Annotated in this window: 15 protein-coding genes; 10 read left to right on the top strand and 5 right to left on the bottom strand. The window is 71.4% G+C overall.

The genetic code is table 11. From position 1 onward, the window contains the following. Nucleotides 1–19: 19 nt before the first annotated feature. Together IE226_RS12365 and IE226_RS12360 are read right to left on the bottom strand one after the other, a co-directional pair. Nucleotides 20–253: a ferredoxin gene (locus IE226_RS12365; protein WP_190081173.1), complete on the bottom strand. Its 234-nt coding sequence runs from the start codon at nt 251–253 to the stop codon at nt 20–22. Next, a complete protein-coding gene (locus tag IE226_RS12360; RefSeq protein WP_190081172.1) occupies nt 253–1,719 on the bottom strand; it encodes an aldehyde dehydrogenase in 1,467 nt (488 codons plus the stop codon). The genes IE226_RS12365 and IE226_RS12360 overlap by 1 nt, the downstream gene beginning before the upstream one ends. 196 nt (nt 1,720–1,915) lie before the next feature. On the opposite strand from IE226_RS12360, the gene IE226_RS12355 reads away from it, so the two are divergent. The 7 genes from IE226_RS12355 to IE226_RS12325 all read left to right on the top strand — a co-directional run bounded on the left by IE226_RS12355 (nt 1,916) and on the right by IE226_RS12325 (nt 9,754). Further along, nucleotides 1,916–2,965 (top strand): Strvi_7410 family MBL fold metallo-hydrolase, encoded by a 1,050-nt coding sequence (locus tag IE226_RS12355; protein WP_190081171.1) that lies wholly within the window; start codon nt 1,916–1,918, stop codon nt 2,963–2,965. 342 nt (nt 2,966–3,307) lie between these two features. Further along, nucleotides 3,308–4,525, top strand: coding sequence for an SCO2321 family membrane protein (locus tag IE226_RS12350; protein WP_190081170.1), 1,218 nt, complete (start codon nt 3,308–3,310; stop codon nt 4,523–4,525). Continuing rightward, on the top strand, nt 4,522–5,190 hold the full coding sequence (locus IE226_RS12345; protein ID WP_229870805.1) for an SCO2322 family protein: 669 nt from the start codon (nt 4,522–4,524) through the stop codon (nt 5,188–5,190). Before IE226_RS12350 ends, IE226_RS12345 begins: the two co-directional genes overlap by 4 nt. 8 nt (nt 5,191–5,198) lie before the next feature. After that, on the top strand, nt 5,199–6,368 hold the full coding sequence (locus IE226_RS12340; RefSeq protein ID WP_190081169.1) for an energy-coupling factor transporter transmembrane component T: 1,170 nt from the start codon (nt 5,199–5,201) through the stop codon (nt 6,366–6,368). Then, nucleotides 6,365–8,059 carry an ABC transporter ATP-binding protein gene (locus IE226_RS12335; protein WP_190081168.1) on the top strand — a complete coding sequence of 565 codons (1,695 nt, stop codon included), beginning with the start codon at nt 6,365–6,367 and terminating at the stop codon, nt 8,057–8,059. The genes IE226_RS12340 and IE226_RS12335 overlap by 4 nt, the downstream gene beginning before the upstream one ends. Next, on the top strand, nt 8,056–8,955 hold the full coding sequence (locus IE226_RS12330; RefSeq protein ID WP_190081167.1) for an ECF transporter S component: 900 nt from the start codon (nt 8,056–8,058) through the stop codon (nt 8,953–8,955). Before IE226_RS12335 ends, IE226_RS12330 begins: the two co-directional genes overlap by 4 nt. Before the next feature lie 343 nt (nt 8,956–9,298). After that, entirely contained in the window at nt 9,299–9,754 is a 456-nt protein-coding gene (locus IE226_RS12325; protein WP_229870802.1) for an aggregation-promoting factor C-terminal-like domain-containing protein, read from the top strand. A 117-nt stretch (nt 9,755–9,871) separates the two neighbouring features. Here IE226_RS12325 and IE226_RS12320 read toward each other — a convergent pair whose 3' ends face one another. After that, nucleotides 9,872–11,041, bottom strand: a complete 1,170-nt coding sequence (locus IE226_RS12320) for a steroid 3-ketoacyl-CoA thiolase (RefSeq protein ID WP_190081165.1) — start codon at nt 11,039–11,041, stop codon at nt 9,872–9,874. A gap of 294 nt (nt 11,042–11,335) precedes the next feature. Between IE226_RS12320 and IE226_RS12315 the strand changes: the two genes are divergently transcribed. Together IE226_RS12315 and IE226_RS12310 are read left to right on the top strand one after the other, a co-directional pair. Further along, a complete protein-coding gene (locus IE226_RS12315) occupies nt 11,336–12,580 on the top strand; it encodes a cytochrome P450 (RefSeq protein ID WP_190081164.1) in 1,245 nt (414 codons plus the stop codon). 154 nt (nt 12,581–12,734) lie between these two features. Next, the gene (locus tag IE226_RS12310) at nt 12,735–14,357 is read left to right on the top strand and encodes a hypothetical protein (protein ID WP_190081163.1); all 1,623 of its coding nucleotides are present in this window, start codon (nt 12,735–12,737) and stop codon (nt 14,355–14,357) included. Here the strand turns inward: IE226_RS12310 and IE226_RS12305 are convergent. After that, entirely contained in the window at nt 14,311–16,407 is a 2,097-nt protein-coding gene (locus tag IE226_RS12305) for a bifunctional glycosyltransferase 87/phosphatase PAP2 family protein (protein ID WP_190081162.1), read from the bottom strand. The two genes, IE226_RS12310 and IE226_RS12305, sit on opposite strands and share 47 nt — an antisense overlap. Nucleotides 16,408–16,829: 422 nt before the next feature. Between IE226_RS12305 and proP the strand changes: the two genes are divergently transcribed. Continuing rightward, entirely contained in the window at nt 16,830–18,329 is a 1,500-nt protein-coding gene (gene proP / locus IE226_RS12300) for a glycine betaine/L-proline transporter ProP (RefSeq protein ID WP_373306933.1), read from the top strand. A gap of 129 nt (nt 18,330–18,458) precedes the next feature. Here the strand turns inward: proP and IE226_RS12295 are convergent, their stop codons facing one another. Beyond that, nucleotides 18,459–19,565 carry a serpin family protein gene (locus tag IE226_RS12295; RefSeq protein WP_190081160.1) on the bottom strand — a complete coding sequence of 369 codons (1,107 nt, stop codon included), beginning with the start codon at nt 19,563–19,565 and terminating at the stop codon, nt 18,459–18,461. Between the last annotated feature and the right edge of the window lie 29 nt (nt 19,566–19,594).

The following is a 19,594-nucleotide window of genomic DNA, read 5'->3' as shown; positions in this document are numbered from 1 at the left end:
GCCGACCAGACCTGCGGCATCAGTCCTCCGGCGGAAAGACGACCTCCCCGCTGCCGGACAGCGCGATGGTGATCGCCTCGACGGGGCATCCCTCGGCCGCTTCGAGCACCTTCTCGTTGGCGTCGGTCTCGGGATCCGCGGGGTGCGACTGGCGGGCGGTGTCGAGCGCGAACCCGCCCGGTGCCGTGATCACGCACATCCCGGAGCCGATGCACACGGAGCGGTCCACCTCGACGTGCCAGCGGTCACCCATCAGGCACCCGCCCTTTCGTAGCCCGCGGGGAGGTGGATCATCTTGTGCTCGAAGTACTCGCCGTACCCCTCGGGCCCGAACTCCCGCCCCAGACCGGAGTTCTTGTAGCCGCCGAACGGGCCGAGCATGTCGAGGCTGAAGGTGTTCACGGAGTACGTTCCGGTGCGCACCTGCCGCGCGATGTCGATGCCGCGCTCCGTGTCCGCCGTCCAGACGCTGCCGCTGAGCCCGTAGTCGGAGTCGTTGGCGATCTTCACGGCCTCGCTCTCGTCGCCGTACGGGAGCAGGCAGATGACCGGGCCGAAGATCTCCTCGCGGGCCACGCGCATCGAGTTGTCCACGCCGCCGAGCAGCGTCGGTTCCACGTACCAGCCGTCGTCGAGACCTGCCGGACGTCCGCCGCCCGCCAGGATCTTGGCGCCCTCCTCCTGGCCGATGCGGATGTAGTCGAGGGAGCGCTGCTGCTGGCGCCGCGCGACGAGCGGGCCGAGTTCGGTGGCCGGGTCGAGCGGGTCGCCGACCTTGAGCGCACAGGCCGCGGCGGCGAAGGCCTCGGCGAACTCGTCGTGGCGGGAGTGCGGCACGAGGATGCGGGTCTGGGCCACGCACGCCTGGCCGTTGATCATCCAGGCGAAGGGGACGATGCCGGCCACCGCGGACGCCGCGTCCGCGTCCGGCAGGATCACCGCGGCGGACTTGCCGCCGAGCTCCAGGGTCACGCGGGTGAGGTTGCGGGCCGCGACCTCCATGACGCGCTTGCCCGCGCCGACTGAACCCGTGAAGGAGACCTTGTCGACGCCGGGGTGCCCGACGAGATACTCGCTCACCTCGCGGTCCGCCGAGATGATCGAGAGGACGCCCCGCGGCAGCCCGGCCTCGGTGGCGATCTCGGCGAGTATGTACGCGTCGAGAGGCGCCTCGGGAGAGGTCTTCAGGATCACCGGGCACCCGGCGAGCAGCGCGGGCGCGAGCTTGGCCGCCGCGGTGAACTGCGGGACGTTCCACGGGACGACGGCCGCCACGACACCGACCGGCTCGCGCCGGACGAGGATCTTGCCGAGCGCTCCGTCGCGCTCCTCCTCGTAGGTGAAGTTCCGCGCGACCGTGAGCGCCGAGTCCCAGACCATCATCGCGGCGAGGGCCTGCACCATGACGCCGGAGGTGTACGGGGTGCCGTTCTCGGAGCTGATGACGCGGGCGATCTCCTCGTGCCGTACGGCGAAGGCGTCCTTGATCTTGGTGATGACCTCGATCCGCTCGTCGAGGGTCATCCGGGGCCAGGGCCCCTCGTCGAACGCCTTGCGCGCGATGGCGACGGCCCGGTCGACGTCGGCGGGCGCGGCGTGCGGCACCCGCGCGAAGACCTGGCCGGTGTGCGGCGAGATGACCTCGATGACGTCCTTGCCGTGCGGGTCCACCAGCTCCCCGCCGATGAAAAGCTGCCCGTGTTCCACGATCTCGGTCATGGCTGACTGCCTCCTGCGGGATTCCGCCTGCGCGGCACGCTTTCTGACACTGTTTCAGAACTGATACCAGTTCTAGTTCCACTAGTCCACGGAGGGCAAGGCTCAAGTAGCCTGACGAAACGGTCGACTTGGGCGATCATTGAAACTAGTTCTAGTTATGGTCGTGCGAAGAAACGAGAGAAGAAGAGGGCGCCCGATGACGCAGGTGACCGAACCGCAGGTGACCGAGCACGGCGGGGGCGTGTGGAGCATCAAGGTCCCGATCCCCGACAATCCCCTGGGCTTCACCCTCGTCCACCTCCTGGACACCGACGCGGGCCCTGTCCTCATCGACACGGGCTGGGACGACCCCACCTCCTGGGACGCCCTCGCCACCGGCCTCGCCGCCTGCGGCACGTCCGCCGAATCGGTGCACGGCGTCGTCATCACCCACCACCACCCCGACCACCACGGCCTGTCGGCCAAGGTCCGCGAGGTCTCGGGCGCCTGGATCGCGATGCACGAGGCGGACGCTTCGGTCGTACGCCGCACGCGGACCGGGCCGCCCGCCCGCTGGTTCGACTACATGGTGGAGAAGCTGACGGCCGCGGGCGCCCCCGCCGACCATCTGGCCCCTCTCCTCGCCGCCCGTGACGCGGGCCGCGCGCCCCGCCTTCCGGGCCTGGCCGCCGCGCTGCCCGACCGCGACATCACTCCGGGCGAGCTGCTCGAACTGCCGGGGCGCAGGCTCCGCGCCATCTGGACCCCCGGCCACACGCCGGGCCACGTCTGCCTGCACCTGGAGGAAGAGCACCCGGCGCGCCTTGCCGGACACGGCCGGCTGTTCTCCGGCGACCATCTGCTGCCCGGCATCACCCCGCACATCGGCCTGTACGAAGACCCCGACGACGAGACCGTCACCGATCCCCTCGGCGACTACATCGACTCCCTGGAGCGCATCGGCCGCCTGGGCCCCGCCGAGGTGCTTCCCGCCCACCAGTACGCGTTCACCGACGCCCCCGCCCGCGTCCGGGAGATCCTGGCCCACCACGAGGAGCGCCTCACCGACCTGCACACCCTCCTCGCCGAGCCCCTCACGCCCTGGCAGCTCGCCGAGCGCATGGAGTGGAACCGTCCCTGGGACCAGATCCGCTACGGCTCGCGCAACATCGCGGTCTCCGAGGCCGAGGCCCATGTGCGGCGCCTGGTGAAGCTGGGGCGCGCGGAGGCGGTGGGCAGCGATCCGGTGCGCTACCGGGCGGTGTGACCCCTGGCCGGGGGCGGGCAGCCGGGCCCGCTTCCCTACGGGCCGGTAGAGTGGCCCCGTCGTCATCATGCCCGTACGGGGGGAAGCCGGTGCGAATCCGGCGCTGGCCCTTCCCCAAGCTCTCGACTTCGCTCGAGCAGGGGACACCCCAATCCGTGACCCACGGTCCACAGCGACCGGTGGAGAGCCGGAATGCCCCGCACGGAACATGACCGGCTCGCGTCATCGGAACCGCCGATGACCGGCACCGTCGAGGTATACGGAGCCGGAGCCGCCCGGTGCCCGTGCCCGCCGCGCGCCCGTGCTGCCCCGCTCCCCGCAGTGAGAGGCACCCGCCGCATCATGAACGTTCGCCGCAGCGCAGCGGTCCTGGCCGCCGTCGCCGTGTTCGGTTCGGCCGCCGCCCCGGCCGCCTTCGCGGACACCGCGTCCCCGTCGCCCTCCGCCAAGCTGCCCTCCGGTCTGTACGGCGACGCGGACCCCAAGTTCGACGGGGTGTTCCGGCAGTCGTACGCCCTGCTCGCCCTGGACTCGGCCGGCGTGAAGCCCGCCGACAAGGCCGTCGACTGGCTCACGGGACAGCAGTGCGCGAGCGGCGGTTTCGCCGCTTACCGGGCCGACGCGGGCGAGCCGTGCGACTCCAAGACCATGGTCGACAGCAACTCGACCGCCTCCGCCGTACAGGCACTCACCGCGCTCGGCGGCCAGGACAAGGCCGTCGAGAAGAGCGTCGACTGGCTGAGGTCGGTGCAGAACAAGGACGGCGGCTGGGGCTACAACCCCGGCATGGACTCCGACGCGAACTCCACGGGCATCGTCATCGGCGCCCTCACCGGGGCGGGCCTGAAGCCGCAGTCGGTGAAGTCGCAGGACGGCAACTCCCCGTACGACGCCCTCCCGGCCCTCTCCATGAGCTGCGGCAAGGACGGCGGCGCCTTCGGGCTGGCGGACGCCAAGTCCGGCAAGCTCTCGCCGAACGCGGACGCCACGGCGGCCGGTGTCCTCGGCGCCCACGGCAAGGGCCTGGTCGTGGACGAGGCGAAGAAGGAGGCCGCCGCCCCGAAGTGCGCGAAGGCCGACACCGCCGAGCAGGCCGCGGCCAACGGCACGGGCTACCTCCTGAAGACCCTCGCCGACAGCGACGACCACCTGATGTCGTCGCTGCCCGGCGCCAAGAACATGCCCGACCTCGGCAACACCGCCGACTCCGTGCTCGCGCTCGCCGCGGCCGGTCAGCCGGAGCAGGCCCAGAAGTCGGCCGGGTGGCTGGCGAAGAACTCCGCGCAGTGGGCCGAGAAGTCCGGCCCCGCCGCCTACGCCCAGCTGATCTTCGCCGCCCACGCCTCGGGCATGGACCCGCGTGACTTCGGCGGCGCCGACCTGGTCAAGCAGCTCAGCGCGCAGGGTCCGGCCCCGCAGGCGACGGAGAAGGCCGCCGACGAGAAGAAGGACAGTGACGACGGCGGCGTGAGCATCTGGTGGATCATCGGCGTCGGCATGGTCGCCGGTATCGGCATCGGCTTCCTCTACAGCGGCAACAAGAAGAAGCAGCAGCTGTGACGCGGGGTCGCGTGCGGTGGGGGCGCCTGGTGGCGGGGGCGTTCGTCGCCGCCCTGCTCGGTCTCCTCGCCGCCGCCCCCGCTCAGGCCGCCGGCTACCGCTACTGGTCCTTCTGGGACCGGGACGGCTCCTCGTGGGCGTACGCGAGCCAGGGGCCTGGCACCGCGCGCCCCGATGACGGGGCCGTGCAGGGCTTCCGGTTCTCCGTGTCCGAGGACTCGAAGGACGCCGCGAAGCCGCGCGGCGCCGGCGACTTCGACACGATCTGCGCCAAGACCCCCGCCGAGGACGGCCGCAAGCGCGTCGCCCTGGTCATCGACTTCGGCACGCCGGGTGACGCCCCCGACGGCGAGACCCCGCCCGAGCCGCGAACCGCCTGCGCGCGGATCGCGGACGACGCGACGAGCGCGGACGCCATCGCCGCGGTCGCGAAACCCCTGCGCTACGGCAGCAACGCCCTGCTGTGCGCCATCGCCGACTATCCGAAGTCGGGCTGCGGGGAGCAGGTCGCGGGCGACGGAGAGTCCGAGGGCGCGGAGAAGAAGGCATCCGCGAGCGAGGAGAGCGGCTCCGGCGGTCCCTCCGTCGGCCTGATCGCGGGCGTCGCCGCCATCGCCGTACTCGGTGCCGCGGCCCTCTGGCAGGCCCGCCGCCGACGCGGCTGATCCGCCCCATGAACGATCACCCGAGCACCGCTCCCGGTGCGCTGCGGCGGCGGCTGGCCCCCGAAGCGCACCGGAGCAACGCGCTGCACCCCGGCGCCTGGTGGGTATGGGCGCTCGGGCTCGGCGTCGCGGCGTCCCGCACCACCAACCCCCTGCTGCTCGGCCTGCTCATCGGCGTCGCGGGCTATGTCGTCGCGGCGCGCAGGACATCGGCACCGTGGGCGCGGTCGTACGGCGCCTTCGTGAAGCTGGGTCTCGTCGTCATCGCGATCCGGCTCGTCTTCGCCGTCGTGCTCGGCTCCCCCATCCCCGGTTCGCACGTCATGGTGACGCTGCCGGAAGTGCCGCTGCCCGAGTGGGCGAAGGGCGTGCGGATCGGGGGCCGGGTGACGGCCGAGGGGCTGCTCTTCGCCCTCTACGACGGGGTGCGCCTGGCCGGTCTCCTCATCTGTGTCGGCGCCGCCAACGCCCTCGCGAGCCCGGCCCGGCTGCTCAAGTCGCTGCCGGGCGCGCTGTACGAGGTCGGCGTCGCCATCGTCGTGGCGATGACGTTCGCGCCGAACCTGATCCTGGACGTGCAGCGCCTGCGTGCCGCGCGGCGCCTTCGCGGGCGGGCGGACAAGGGCATCCGGGGGCTGCTCCAGGTCGGACTGCCGGTCCTGGAGGGCGCCCTGGAGCGTTCGGTCGCGCTGGCCGCGGCGATGGACGCGCGCGGCTTCGGCCGCAGCGCGCCGGTTCCGGCCGGGGTACGCAGGGCGACGGCGGTCTTGACCCTCGGCGGTCTGATGGGCGTCTGCGTGGGCACGTACGGCCTGCTCACGGCGGACGGCACGGAGTACGGCCTGCCCGCCTTGGCCGTCGGTCTCTTCGCCGCCCTCGCCGGGCTCCGCCTCGGCGGCCGGCGCTCCGTGCGCACCCGCTACCGGCCCGACTCCTGGGGCGTGCGCGCCTGGCTCGTCGCCGGGTCGGGGATCGCGGTGGCGGGCCTGACGATCTGGGCGGCCTCGTACGACGCGGCCGCCCTGCACCCCGGAGTCGTCCCCCTGACGGCGCCGACGCTGCCGCTGTGGCCCGCCGCTGCCGTGCTCATCGGCCTGCTTCCCGCCTTCGTGGCGCCGGTGCCCGCCGATTCCTCCGTCCCCGTTCCTTCCCCCGCGCACTCCGAGGAGCCCTCATGATCCGTTTCGAGGATGTCTCCGTGACGTACGAGGGGGCCGCCGAGCCCACCGTGCGCGGGGTCGATCTCGCCGTGCCCGAGGGCGAGTTGGTGCTCCTCGTCGGCCCTTCCGGGGTCGGCAAGTCGACGCTGCTCGGCACGGTGAGCGGGCTCGTGCCGCACTTCACCGGCGGCACGCTGCGGGGGCGGGTGACCGTGGCGGGGCGCGACACCCGTACCCACAAGCCGCGCGAGCTCGCCGACGTGGTCGGCACGGTGGGCCAGGACCCGCTCTCGCACTTCGTGACCGACACGGTCGAGGACGAGCTCGCGTACGGCATGGAGTCACTCGGGCTCTCCCCCGACGTGATGCGCCGCCGGGTCGAGGAGACGCTCGACCTGCTCGGCCTCGCCGATCTGCGCGAGCGCCCCATCGCCACGCTCTCCGGCGGCCAGCAGCAGCGCGTCGCGATCGGCTCGGTGCTCACGCCGCACCCCGAGGTCCTCGTGCTCGACGAGCCGACGTCGGCGCTCGACCCGGCCGCCGCCGAGGAGGTGCTCGCCGTACTGCAGCGCCTCGTGCACGACCTGGGCACGACGGTCCTGATGGCCGAGCACCGCCTGGAGCGTGTCGTGCAGTACGCGGATCAGGTGCTGCTTCTCGCGGCGCCGGGCGAGGCTCCCGTGCTCGGCGACCCGGCATCGCTGATGGCCGTCTCGCCGGTCTACCCGCCGGTGGTGGGCCTCGGCCGGCTCGCGGGCTGGTCGCCGCTGCCGCTGACGGTGCGGGACGCGCGGCGCGGGGCGGGGGCGCTGCGCGAGCGGCTTGCCGTCACCGGCGCCGGGCCGCACGATCGCGCCCCGCACGATCGCGGGGAAACCCCGGCCGCACGCACACGCTGGTCCGGCCTGCGCGGACGTACGAAGGCCGACGCAGCCCGGACAGCCGCCGCGAACGTGGCGGGGCTGGCCGTCCGCCGGGGCCGCGTGGAGGCCCTGCGCCGCGTCGACCTCACCGTCTCTGCGGGCGAGACGGTGGCCCTGATGGGCCGCAACGGCGCCGGGAAGTCCACGCTCCTGTCCACCCTGGTGGGCCTGCTCGAACCGGCGTCGGGCTCGGTCCGCGTCGGCGGCGCGGTCCCGCACCGCACGGGCCCGCGCGAGCTGATCCGCCACGTGGGCCTGGTCCCCCAGGAACCGCGGGACCTCCTCTACGCGGACACGGTGGCCGCCGAGTGCACGGCGGCCGACCACGACGCGGCGGCGGACCCCGGCACCTGCCGCGCCCTGGTGTCGGAGCTGCTTCCCGGCATCACGGACGACACGCACCCCCGCGACCTCTCGGAGGGCCAGCGCCTCACCCTGGCCCTTGCGGTCGTCCTGACGGCCCGCCCTCCTCTTCTCCTCCTGGACGAGCCGACCCGGGGCCTCGATTACGCGGCCAAGGCCCGCCTGGTCACACTCCTGCGCGGTCTTGCCGCCGAGGGCCACGCGATCGTCCTCGCCACGCACGACGTGGAACTGGCGGCGGAACTGGCCCACCGGGTGGCGATCCTCGCCGACGGCGAGATCGTCGCGGACGGCCCGACCCCGGAGATCGTGGTCTCGTCCCCCTCCTTCGCCCCGCAGACCACCAAGATCCTCGCCCCGCAGAAGTGGCTGACGGTCACGGAGGTACGGGAGGCGCTGGACGCCGGGGACGGCGCCGCGTGAGCCCCGACGGCCCCCGCCCCGAAGCGCCCCGCCCCGCCGCCACCCGTCGGGCCCGCCCCATCCGCCTCGGCCCGCGCTCCATCGGCGCCCTCGCGCTCGTCAGCGCGGTCGGCGTCGTCGCCTTCGGGTGGCCGCTCATCGCGTCCGGCGATTCGGGGCTGAGCGCGCACGCCCAAGACGCGCCCTGGCTGTTCGCGGCGCTGCTGCCGCTGCTGCTCGCCGTGGTCGTGGCGACCATCGCCGATGTCGGTCTCGACGCGAAGGCCATCGCGATGCTAGGGGTGCTCGCCGCCGCCGGGGCGGCACTGCGGCCGCTGGGTGCGGGGACGGCCGGCATCGAGCCGATGTTCTTCCTCATGGTGCTCAGCGGGCGGGTGCTCGGACCCGGCTTCGGGTTCGTGCTCGGCGCCGTGTCCATGTTCGCCTCGGCGCTGCTCACCGGGGGCGTCGGGCCGTGGATGCCGTTCCAGATGCTGTCCATGGGGTGGGTCTGCATGGGCGCCGGGCTGCTGCCGGGCGCCGACGGCTCCCCGGGCCCCCGGCTCCGTCCGGGCAGGGGCGGCCCCATTCGCGGCCGGCGCGAACTGTGGCTGCTCGCCGCCTACGGAGCGGTCTCGTCCGTCCTGTACGGCACCGTCATGAACTTGCAGGGCTGGCCCTATCTCGGCGGCCTGGCGACCGGCGTCTCCTTCGTGCCCGGCGATCCCGTCGGCGAGAACCTGGGCCGCTTCGTCGCGTACTGCCTGGCGACCTCGCTGGGCTGGGACCTGCCGCGTGCCGTCGTCACGGTCCTGCTGAGCCTCGCTCTCGGGCCCGCCGTCCTGAAGGCGCTGCGCCGGGCCACGCGCCGGGCCGCGTTCGAGGCGCAGGTCACTTTCGAGGAGCCCAGGGCGTAAGCGGCCGGCCGCTCTGCGTTACCCCGAGCGCCTCTCGGGGTGAGGCGGCCCACAGGACGTTGGTCCTCTACGAAGGAGGGCCGTACATTGCATGGCTTGTCGCGCACGCGTCAAAAGGTGCCCTGACCTGGGACATGAGAGCCGGGTCACACAAAGGACTTTCCGCCTTCATGCGACATCCACTAGTAAAAGGGGGCATTGCGGAGGCGTAACAGCCCTGCTTCTCTGGATCGAGTCGCACAGCGCCACCGGCACAGCCCCCGGCGCCGACGCAGCCCCCCAGCCACACCCCCGTGGCCCACGGCATGCCCGCGACACCATGTTCCCCACGGAAGGTCACGCTTTGTCCGCCACGCTCATCCGCCGCATCGCCACCCCGAAGAAGGCCCTCGCCGGTGCCGCCGTGGCCGTCGCCACGACCGGCATGGTGTTCAGCGCGGGCGCGGCCCAGGCCGCCGCCCCGACCGAGGCGAAGGCCGCGGCTCCGGCCGCCGCCCCCGCCGCGGCGCCTTCCTCGGCGAAGGCGATCGCGAAGAAGATGATCCCGGACCCCGCGCAGTACAAGGCGTTCAGCAAGATCGTGGAGCACGAGAGCGGCTGGAACGCCAAGGCCACGAACTCCTCCTCCGGCGCCTACGGCCTGGTCCAGGCGCTGCCCGCCTCGAAGATGGCGTCGGCGGGCCCGGACTGGAAGACCAACCCCGAGACCCAGATCAAGTGGGGCCTCGACTACATGAACGACCGCTACGGCAGCCCGGTCGGCGCGTGGAACCACTGGCAGGCCAACGGCTCCTACTAGCCGCCGGCTCAACCAGAATCCGGCGCACCGGGAAATCACCGGCTCCGCCGAGTTCGTCCTCGAACGCCGGACAGGCTGGATATCCCAGCCCGTCCGGCGTTTCCGGCTTCCCGCGAACTACAGGCGCTGAATGATCGTCCCCGTGGCCACCGCCCCGCCCGCACACATCGTGATCAGCGCGAACTCCTTGTCCCGCCGCTCCAGTTCATGCAGGGCGGTCGTGATGAGCCGAGCCCCGGTCGCCCCCACGGGATGCCCGAGCGCGATCGCGCCGCCGTTCACGTTCACCTTCTCCAGGTCCTGCTCGAAGACCTGCGCCCAGCTGAGGACCACCGAGGCGAAGGCCTCGTTGATCTCCACCAGGTCGATGTCCTTCAGGGACATCCCCGCCTTGCCGAGGACCGCCCGCGTCGCGTCGATCGGCCCGTCCAGATGGAAGTGCGGATCGGCGCCCACGAGCGCCTGCGCCACGATCCGCGCGCGCGGCTTCAGCTTGAGGGCCCGCGCCATCCGTTTCGACGCCCACATGATCGCCGCGGCGCCGTCGGAGATCTGCGAGGAGTTGCCCGCGGTGTGCACGGCGGTCGGCATCACCGGCTTGAGCCGCGCGAGGGCCTCCATCGTGGTGTCCCGCAGCCCCTCGTCCCGGTCGACGAGCCGCCACATGCCCTGCCCGGCGGCCTGCTCCTCCTCGGTCGTGGGGACCTGGACGGCGAACGTCTCCCGTTTGAAGCGCTCCTCGGCCCGGGCCACACCTGCCCGCTCCTGCGAGATGAGGCCGAGCGAGTCGACGTTCTCCCTGGTGAGGCCCCGGTTACGGGCGATGCGCTCGGCCGCCTCGAACTGATTGGGCAGGTCGACGTTCCACTCCTCGGGGAACGGCTTGCCGGGACCGTGCTTGGAGCCCGACCCCAGCGGCACCCGCGACATCGCCTCGACACCGCAGCTGATGCCCACGTCGATGACACCGGCGGCGACCATGTTCGCGACCATGTGGCTCGCCTGCTGCGACGAGCCGCACTGACAGTCCACGGTGGTGGCCGCGGTCTCGTACGGAAGACCCATCGTGAGCCAGGCCGTGCGCGCCGGGTTCATGGACTGTTCCCCGGCGTGCGTGACCGTGCCGCCGACGATCTGCTCGACGCAGTCGGCATGGATGCCCGTGCGGCCCAGGAGTTCCCGGTAGGTCTCGCCGAGCAGATAGGCGGGGTGGAGATTGGCGAGCGCGCCGCCGCGCTTACCTATGGGGGTGCGTACGGCTTCGACGATGACAGGTTCCGCGGCCATGGGCGTCCTCTCCATCACATCCCTCGGGGGTGTCCCGGCACCCCCGAGTAGAACTAGTACGCGTTCTAGTTCTGCTTGCAGTCTGCTGAGCCGGGCCCCGGCACCGCAAGGGGCTTGCACGCACCTTGCGCAGTACCTGCACAGCGGGGCTTCCCCGGCTCGTCGAGAGTTCGGGGAAGCGAGCCCGTCACGGGCCTTGCCTCTTGTAGAACCCGTTACTACCTTGCGGGGCATCTCCTGATGGACCGTCAGGAAAGCTCCAGCGATGACAGACCTGAACTCCAGGAGTTGCCGATGCCCTGTCCAGCGCTGCCCGACGGGTTCGACTTCACCGACCCCGACCTGCTCCAAGCGCGCGTACCGCTCCCGGAGTTCGCCGAGCTGCGGCAGACGGAACCGGTGCGCTGGATCGCCCAGCCGCCGCGTATCTCCGGCTTCGACGACGCGGGCTACTGGGCCGTCACGCGGCACGAGGACGTCAAGTACGTCTCCACGCACCCCGAGTTGTTCTCCTCGAACCTCAACACGGCGATCATCCGTTTCAACGAGACGATCAGCCGTGACCAGATCGAGGTCCAGAAGATGATCATGCTCAACATGGACCCGCCCGAGCACACCAGGGTCCGCCAGATCGTGCAGCGCGGCTTCACGCCCCGCGCCATCCGGTCCCTGGAGGACGCGCTGCGCGCCCGCGCGGGCTCCATCGTCGAGACGGCCTTGGCCAACGCCGCGGCCGACGGCTCCTTCGACTTCGTCACGAACGTCGCCGTCGAACTTCCCCTCCAGGCCATCGCCGAGCTCATCGGCGTCCCCCAGAACGACCGGACGAAGATCTTCGACTGGTCGAACAAGATGGCTGCGTACGACGACCCGGAGTACGCGATCACCGAGGAGGTCGGCGCCGAGGCGGCCATGGAGATCGTCTCGTACGCGATGAATCTCGCCGCCGCCCGCAAGGAGTGCCCGGCCAAGGACATCGTCAGCCAGCTCGTGGCCGCCGAGGACGAGGGCAACCTCTCCTCCGACGAGTTCGGCTTCTTCGTCATCCTGCTCGCCGTGGCCGGCAACGAGACGACACGTAACGCCATCACCCACGGCATGCACGCCTTCCTCACCCACCCCGAGCAGTGGGAGCTCTTCAAGCGCGAGCGCCCGGACACCACCGCCGAGGAAATCGTGCGCTGGGCGACCCCCGTCGTCTCCTTCCAGCGCACCGCGACGCAGGACACCGAGCTCGGGGACGTGACGATCAAGAAGGGTGACCGCGTCGGGATCTTCTACTCGTCGGCCAACAACGACCCCGAAGTCTTCGACGAGCCGCAGAAGTTCGACATCAGCCGCGACCCGAACCCGCACCTCGGTTTCGGCGGCGGCGGCCCGCACTTCTGCCTCGGCAAGTCGCTCGCGGTCCTGGAGATCAACCTCATCTTCAACGCGATAGCGGACGCCCTGCCCGATCTGCGGTTGGTCTCCGACCCCCGCAGGCTCCGTTCGGCCTGGCTGAACGGCGTCAAGGAACTCCAGGTCACCACCGGCTGACCTGCGGCCGGCCATCCGGATGGCCGCCACCCCCGGTGGCCGCCATCCAGGTGACAGATCCGGCCAAGGGCCGCCCGGAGCCAACGTTCCCGTTGTGTTACGCGTCTTGAGAAGCAAACGTTGCCTCTCCAAGACTTCGAACGGAAACGGTGCCGTGGTCTCCGCCGGACTCTCTCTCGCACCATCGGGCAGAACGCCGTCAGAGCGGAGGGCATCCTTCCGTGCCTTCGTCCGGCGCCACCGGATCCCGCTCATCGCCACCCTGCCCACCCTCCCGCTGTACGCGGTGTGGGCGGCCTTCCTCGCCACCGGCGGCGGCGACCTCGCGGCACAGTACGCCTGGGCGCGCTTCGCCTCCGAGCACGGGGCATCCGCGTACGGCCTGTTCTGGTACGGCGGCATGCACACCGCCAACTACAGCCTTATCTCGCCCTACTTGATGGCCGCCGTGGGCGTGAAGACGGTGACGGTGGTGTCGGGCGTCGCCGGTGCCTGGCTGGTCGCCTCCCTGGTCGAGCGCACCGGGATACGGCGCCCGCTGTGGCCCGCGGTCCTCGCCTCGCTCGCCGTGTGGTGCAACGTCGCCTCGGGGCGCACGACGTTCGCCCTCGGCATCGCCTTCGGGTTCGCCGCGTGCCTGGTGCTCGTGCGGGAGCGGCGGGTGGCGGCCGCCGTGGTGTGCGCGGCGCTCGCCACCATGTCCAGCCCGGTGGCGGGCCTCTTCCTCGTGGTGGCGGGCGCCGCCTATTTCCTCGTACGGGACTGGGGGCGGGCCGCGGCCCTCATCGTGCCGCCGGTGGTGGTCGTGGGCGCGACGACCGTGCTCTTCCCGTTCAACGGCGAGCAGTTGATGCCGTTCGACCGGATCTTCCCGCCCGTCCTTTTCAGCCTCGCGCTCATCGTGGCGGCGCCGCGCGAGTGGCGGGTGCTGCGGTGGGGGGCGGGGGTGTACGCGGCGGGGACGGTTCTGACGTATCTCATCCCGTCCCCGATCGGCACGAACGTGGAGCGCCTGGCCGAGCTGCTCGCGCCCACCGCGCTGCTCGGCGCGCTGCTGATTCCCGCGCTGACCCGCAGGCGCCGCATCGTGCTCACCGTCGCGCTCGTCCTCTCATCGGCCTGGGTGGGGCAGAAGACGGCGGACGATCTGACGGTGTCGACGACCGTGCCGGAGTGGGCGGCCGACACCCGGGGCGTGGTGCGGGAGCTGGAGCGGCTCGGCGCCGACCGGGGGCGCGTGGAGGTGGTCCCGGCCCGCAATCACCGCGAGGCCACGGCCCTTGCCCCGTACGTGAACATGGCGCGCGGCTGGAACCGGCAGCTCGACATCGAGCGTGGCCGCCTCTTCTACGACGGGTCCTTCTCGGCCGCCACCTACCGGGCGTGGCTGGACAAGTGGGCGGTCGGCTATGTGGTCCTTCCCTCGGGCAAGCCGGACGGGTTCGCCGAGGACGAGGCCGCCCTTGTCGCCAGTGGGCCCAAGTGGCTCGAACCGGTGTGGCGGGACGCCCACTGGCGGGTGTTCCGGGTGAAGAACGCGGTGCCGATGGTGTCGGAGCCCGCGTCCGTCGTCCGGTCCACCGGGTCGACGATGACCGTCCGCGTGCCTACCCGCGAGCCGGTGACGCTGCGCCTGGTGTACTCACCGTGGCTCCGGGCGGAGGGGGCCTGCCTGAAGCGGCACGGCGACTTCACCCGGCTCACGGCGTCCGCGCCGGGGACGTACAAGATCAGCTCGGGGTACGGTCCTTCGCCGAGTCCTTCGACATGTCGATGACCGGCTTGGCACCAGGGACCGGCTCGCTTCCTGTGGCCGGCTCGGCTCCTGTGGCCACTTTCAGGGTCCTGCCGACCCGGGGCCCCGCCAGGAGGTAGCCGAGGCCGAAGCCCGCGCCGACCACGGCCGCGCCGCCCACCGCGTCCAGGATCCAGTGGTTTCCGGTGGCGACGATCGCGGAGACCGTGAACAGCGGGTGCAGCAGACCGAGCGCCTTCATCCACCACTTCGGGGCGAGGGCCACGATCACCACGCCGCACCACAGCGACCAGCCGAAGTGCAGCGAGGGCATCGCCGCGTACTGGTTGGTGAGCGCGGTCAGTGTGCCGTACTCCGGCTTGGTGAAGTCCTGCACGCCGTGGACCGTGTCGATGAAGCCCAGGTCGGGCATCAGGCGCGGCGGGGCAAGGGGGTAGAGCCAGAACCCGACGAGCGCGAGGATCGTCGCGAAGCCGAGCGCGGTGCGCGCCCAGCGGTAGTCGGCGGGGCGCCGGACGTAGAGCACGCCGAGCACGGTCAGCGGCACCACGAAGTGGAACGACGTGTAGTAGAAGTTGAAGAACTCCTCCAGCCAGCCGACCTTCACCACCGCGTGATTGACCCAGTGCTCGACGTCGATGTGCAGGAACTGCTCGATCGAGTGGATCTGCTCGCCGTGGTGCTCGGCGGTGGCCCGCCCGCCCGAGTTGGTGCCGCCCGTCGCGGCGAGCCGCGCCTGCTGGTAGGCGGAGTAGCCGACGCGGATCAGGAGCAGTTCGAGCAGGAGGTTCGGACGGGTGGTGACACGGCGCCAGAACGGGAGCAGCGGCACCCAGCTCCAGCGCGCGGGGGCGGGGCGGGCGTAGTCGGTCGGGACTGGCGTTTGGTACTGCGGCGCCGTACGGGACAGGAACGGTACGACGGTGGCGGCGGCGAGGGCGGCGATCAGCACGATGTTGTCGCGGATCGGCTCCACGACCGGCATGTTCGGCAGCATCATCTTCGCGGGCAGCGTCGACACGAGGACGACGGCCACCGGCCACATGTACCGGTCGGACTGCTTCTTGCCGACCCGGCCGACCACCGCGAGCAGCACCCACAGGAGCTGGTGCTGCCAGGTCGTCGGCGAGACGGCGACCGCGACGCAGCCGGTGATCGCGACGGCGAGCAGCAGCTGCCCGTCCTCGGCGTAGCGCACGGCACGGCGCAGGCCGAACCCGATGACGGTCAGCCCCAGGACGACGAAGAGGGTGATCTCCAGGGGCCCTTCGAGGCCGAACCGGAGCAGCGCGCCGTGCAGCGACTGGTTGGCGAGGCCGCCCGGGTTCGCGCCGAGGCCCGCTCCCGCAAGGTGGTGGATCCAGTACGTCCACGAGTCGTGCGGCATCGCGGCCCAGGCGAGCGCGGTGCAGGCCAGGAAGGTGGCGCCGGTGGAGAGGGCGGCGCGTCTGCGGCCGGTGAACCAGAACAGCGCGGCGAAGAGCAGCACGGTGGGCTGGAGCGCGGCCGCGACGCCGACGAGGACGCCGCTGGCGCGTTCCCCGCGGACCGCGAAGCATCCGAGCAGGACGAGGAGAACGGGAAGGATGCTGGTCTGGCCGAGGTACAGGGTGTTGCGCACCGGGAGCGACAGCATCAGGAGGCAGATCGCGACGGGCGCGGCGAGCAGTGAGGTGCGCCGGGACACGGGCTGCGGCAGGGCGCGGGCGGCGACCAGGCCGAGGATGACGACCAGGATCAGCGTGCCGAACGTCCAGCCCCAGCCGAGCGCCTGTTCGGCGGCGCGGGAGAACGGTTTGAGCACGAGTCCCGCGAAGGGCGTGCCGGTGAACTTGTCCGTGTCGTAGAAGGAGCCGTTCACATGGAGGACGCCCTCCGGACCGATCCAGGTCTCCAGATCGGTGAGCCGCTCGCTCTCCGGCGTGCGCAGGACGACGATCAGCTGCCGCAGCGCCAGTACGGCGGCGATCAGCCAGAGGGCGGCGCGGACCGCCCCGATCCGCGCCTGCGGTGCACCCGGTGCTCCCGCCCCGAAGGTGTTTCCCGGTCCCCGGTGCTCAACATTCGCCACGCGTCGTCGGCCCTCCCGCCCCGTTCTTCGTCTCTGCTCGGTCCCAACGTCCGGCCCGCCGCGAGAGTTCTCCGTCGGCTCTCTCCGGGCGGCAGTCGGCTCCGAGAGGCTCGCGCCCTCAGGAGAGACGCGGGCAACCCCCATTTCACCTGTCGGCCACCACCGCTTTCTACCGGCTTTTGCGCAGACTTCCCGACTGACTGATTCGTCCGGCGGCTCGCAGGATCTCCATCCAGTGTCCACTTCCCCTCCATGAGACGCCTGCCGGGCCCACCATGCGGTTCCTTGGCGGAACGGCGACATAGATCACAAACGGGCCGCGCCGCCGCCTTCACAAGCGGAACCATTCATGCTGCATAGCGCCACATTCAGAACGGTGAGCGCTTACTTGATGACCCAACGTAATGATGCTGCCTACACCTATGGTCGTTTTCGAGCCGTCCCCCAGCTGGGCGGCTCTGTCCTTGTCGTCCACCGAGAGGCAGGCGAGCGAACCCTTGCCGGCAGCCGCCCCCGTCGCACCCGCAGTCCAGCAGACCTCCCGGACACAGGCCCCTCCGTCCGCGTCCGCATCAGGGGATGTCCCGTCGGACGTCCGATCGGACGCCACCGTCGTCGACCCGGTGCTGGTCAAGAGGGCAGTGAAGGCGGCGGCACTCGGCAACGCGATGGAGTGGTTCGACTTCGGCGTCTACAGCTACATCGCCGTGACGCTCGGCAAGGTCTTCTTCCCTTCGGGCAACCCGACGGCCCAGCTTCTCTCCACCTTCGGCGCCTTCGCCGCGGCCTTCCTGATCCGCCCGCTCGGCGGCATGGTCTTCGGCCCCCTCGGCGACCGCATCGGCCGCCAGAAGATCCTCGCCCTCACCATGATCATGATGGCGGCGGGCACCTTCGCGATCGGCCTCATCCCCTCCTACGCGTCCATCGGCGTAGGCGCCCCGGTCCTCCTGCTGATCGCCCGCCTGGTGCAGGGCTTCTCGACGGGCGGCGAATACGCGGGCGCGTCCACCTTCATCGCCGAGTACTCCCCCGACAAGAAGCGGGGTTTCCTCGGCAGCTGGCTGGAGTTCGGCACCCTCGCGGGTTACATCGGCGGCGCGGGCCTGGTCACCCTGATGACGGCCCTCCTCTCCACCGATGACCTCCTCTCCTGGGGCTGGCGCATCCCCTTCCTGATCGCGGGCCCGATGGGCCTGATCGGCCTGTACCTGCGGATGAAGCTGGAGGAGACCCCGGCGTTCGCGGCGGAGCTCGCCAAGGCGCACAAGGACGAGCAGTCCCGCCCGAAGGTGCGGCTGCGCGACATGGTCCAGGGCCAGTGGAAGGCGCTGCTCCTGTGCATGGGCCTGGTCCTGGTCTTCAACGTCACGGACTACATGCTGCTCTCGTACATGCCGAGCTACCTGACGAGCGAGCTGAAGTACGACGAGACGCACGGGCTCTTGGTCGTGCTCGCCGTGATGGCGCTGATGATGTGCGTCCAGCCGTTCGCGGGCGCGCTGACCGACCGCGTGGGCCGCCGCCCGGTGATCGCCGCGGGCTGCGCGGGCTTCCTGCTCCTCTCGGTCCCGGCCCTGCTCCTGATCCGCCAGGGCTCGCTCTGGGCGATCGGCCTCGGCATGGCGGCACTGGGCCTGCTCCTGGTCTGCTTCACGGCCTCGATGCCGTCGACGCTCCCGGCCCTGTTCCCGACGAAGGTCCGCTACGGCTCCCTCTCCATCGGCTTCAACATCTCCGTATCGATCTTCGGAGGCACGACCCCCCTGGTCGTCACGGCCCTGATCGGCGCGACGGGCAACATGATGATGCCCGCGTACTACATGATGGCGGCGGCCGTCGTGGGCGGCATCGCGGTGTGGTTCACGAGCGAAAGCGCGGGCCGCCCACTGCCGGGATCACCGCCGGCGGTGGAGAAGTAATAACGGGCCCGTTTCAGCCCGTCCGGCGTTTGAGGACGAACCCGGCGGAGCCGGTGATTGCGGCAACCCCAGGGCCCCCGCGCCGAGCGGGTTTTCGGGAAGGGGCGGGGTCGGGGAAAAACCCCCGCCCTACCCCACCGGCACCCCCGCCTGCCAAGCAACAAACAAAGGCACCTCCCCCGCCCCATCAAGCACAACAACCCCGAACGGCCGATTAAAGGCAAGCCACTCGATCCGCCGAGGAACATACGCACTGCCCGGCGCCATAGGCACAGCAGTAACCGCCGCCGCCTCAACCCCTTCCTCCGCGACCTTCACCACCGCCTCCTGCACCACCTGCGATATCGCGAGCCGCTCCGGCGACATCCCGGAGAAGTCGGCCCCCTCCCCGAAGGCCCACCGCACCCCCAGCGCGGCCAACTGCTCCGAAGCGTCGACCCGTGTCCGCAAGGACATCCGCGGCACCGCCATGTTGATCTGCTCGGCGTCGATCCCGGTCCACCGCCCCTCCGGCGCCCAAGCGAGCGGCAGCACCTCTGCGGCACCCGCCCCCGGCTCGCCGAGGACGAACCGCACCCGCGCGGGCGCCCGCCCGCCCTCCGTCCGGCACTTCAGCTCGACGACGCTCGCCCCGCCCACCGTCCAAGCGCAGTTCAGCGGGACGGGCCGGTGCATGGTGGGCACCCGGTGCCGCACGCCGAGCGCGTCCGTGAAGTCCTGGTCGCGCGTACCGGCGCCCTCAAAGGGGACCTCCCAGCGCGCCTTGAGCGCGAGGGCATTGACCAGCACAAGGAGCACTTCCGGAGTGATGACCACCGGCAGCCGCTCGATCAGCCCGCCCGTCGCCTCCCGCACCCAGGCATCGATGCCCTCCGGGTCCATCGGCCCGAACCCCACGTCAGGCAGCGCCTCGCGATAAGCGCGGTACACCGGGACGCGGCTCCACACCCCGGTGGCGACGGCCACCGCGTCCGTCTCGGCCAGCGCCCCCGCGGCCGTCGTGACCACACCGGCGGCATCCTCCCCCGCGACGCCGAGCAACTCCCGCAGCTCCCCGGCGGTTTCCCCCCGCGCACCCACCGCGACCGCGGCAAGGGCGAGCCACAGCCCGGCGGGCGAGCACACGAAGTCCCCCGGAGTCCCGGCCTCCGCACGCCCGGCCATCAGCGGCAGCCAACGATCGGCAAGCCTCCTGATCGCAGCCGCCGGCAACACCTGCTCGGTCCCGTACGTCATCTCAACCCCCGCAGCCAACGGCCCACGTC

This window comes from Streptomyces longisporoflavus (assembly GCF_014649775.1).
Taxonomy (GTDB): Bacteria; Actinomycetota; Actinomycetes; order Streptomycetales; family Streptomycetaceae; genus Streptomyces; species Streptomyces longisporoflavus.
This window is presented reverse-complemented; position numbering and strand designations above follow the sequence as displayed.

Excerpts from the sequence above, each read along its gene's own strand:
- IE226_RS12340 (WP_190081169.1), top strand. The coding sequence starts at position 5,199 with ATGAACGATCACCCGAGCACCGCTCCCGGTGCGCTGCGGCGGCGGCTG.
- IE226_RS12350 (WP_190081170.1), top strand. The coding sequence starts at position 3,308 with ATGAACGTTCGCCGCAGCGCAGCGGTCCTGGCCGCCGTCGCCGTGTTC.
- IE226_RS12360 (WP_190081172.1), bottom strand. The coding sequence starts at position 1,719 with ATGACCGAGATCGTGGAACACGGGCAGCTTTTCATCGGCGGGGAGCTG.
- IE226_RS12355 (WP_190081171.1), top strand. The coding sequence starts at position 1,916 with ATGACGCAGGTGACCGAACCGCAGGTGACCGAGCACGGCGGGGGCGTG.
- IE226_RS12365 (WP_190081173.1), bottom strand. The coding sequence starts at position 253 with ATGGGTGACCGCTGGCACGTCGAGGTGGACCGCTCCGTGTGCATCGGC.
- IE226_RS12295 (WP_190081160.1), bottom strand. The coding sequence starts at position 19,565 with ATGACGTACGGGACCGAGCAGGTGTTGCCGGCGGCTGCGATCAGGAGG.
- proP (WP_373306933.1), top strand. The coding sequence starts at position 16,830 with ATGGTCGTTTTCGAGCCGTCCCCCAGCTGGGCGGCTCTGTCCTTGTCG.
- IE226_RS12315 (WP_190081164.1), top strand. The coding sequence starts at position 11,336 with ATGCCCTGTCCAGCGCTGCCCGACGGGTTCGACTTCACCGACCCCGAC.
- IE226_RS12320 (WP_190081165.1), bottom strand. The coding sequence starts at position 11,041 with ATGGCCGCGGAACCTGTCATCGTCGAAGCCGTACGCACCCCCATAGGT.
- IE226_RS12335 (WP_190081168.1), top strand. The coding sequence starts at position 6,365 with ATGATCCGTTTCGAGGATGTCTCCGTGACGTACGAGGGGGCCGCCGAG.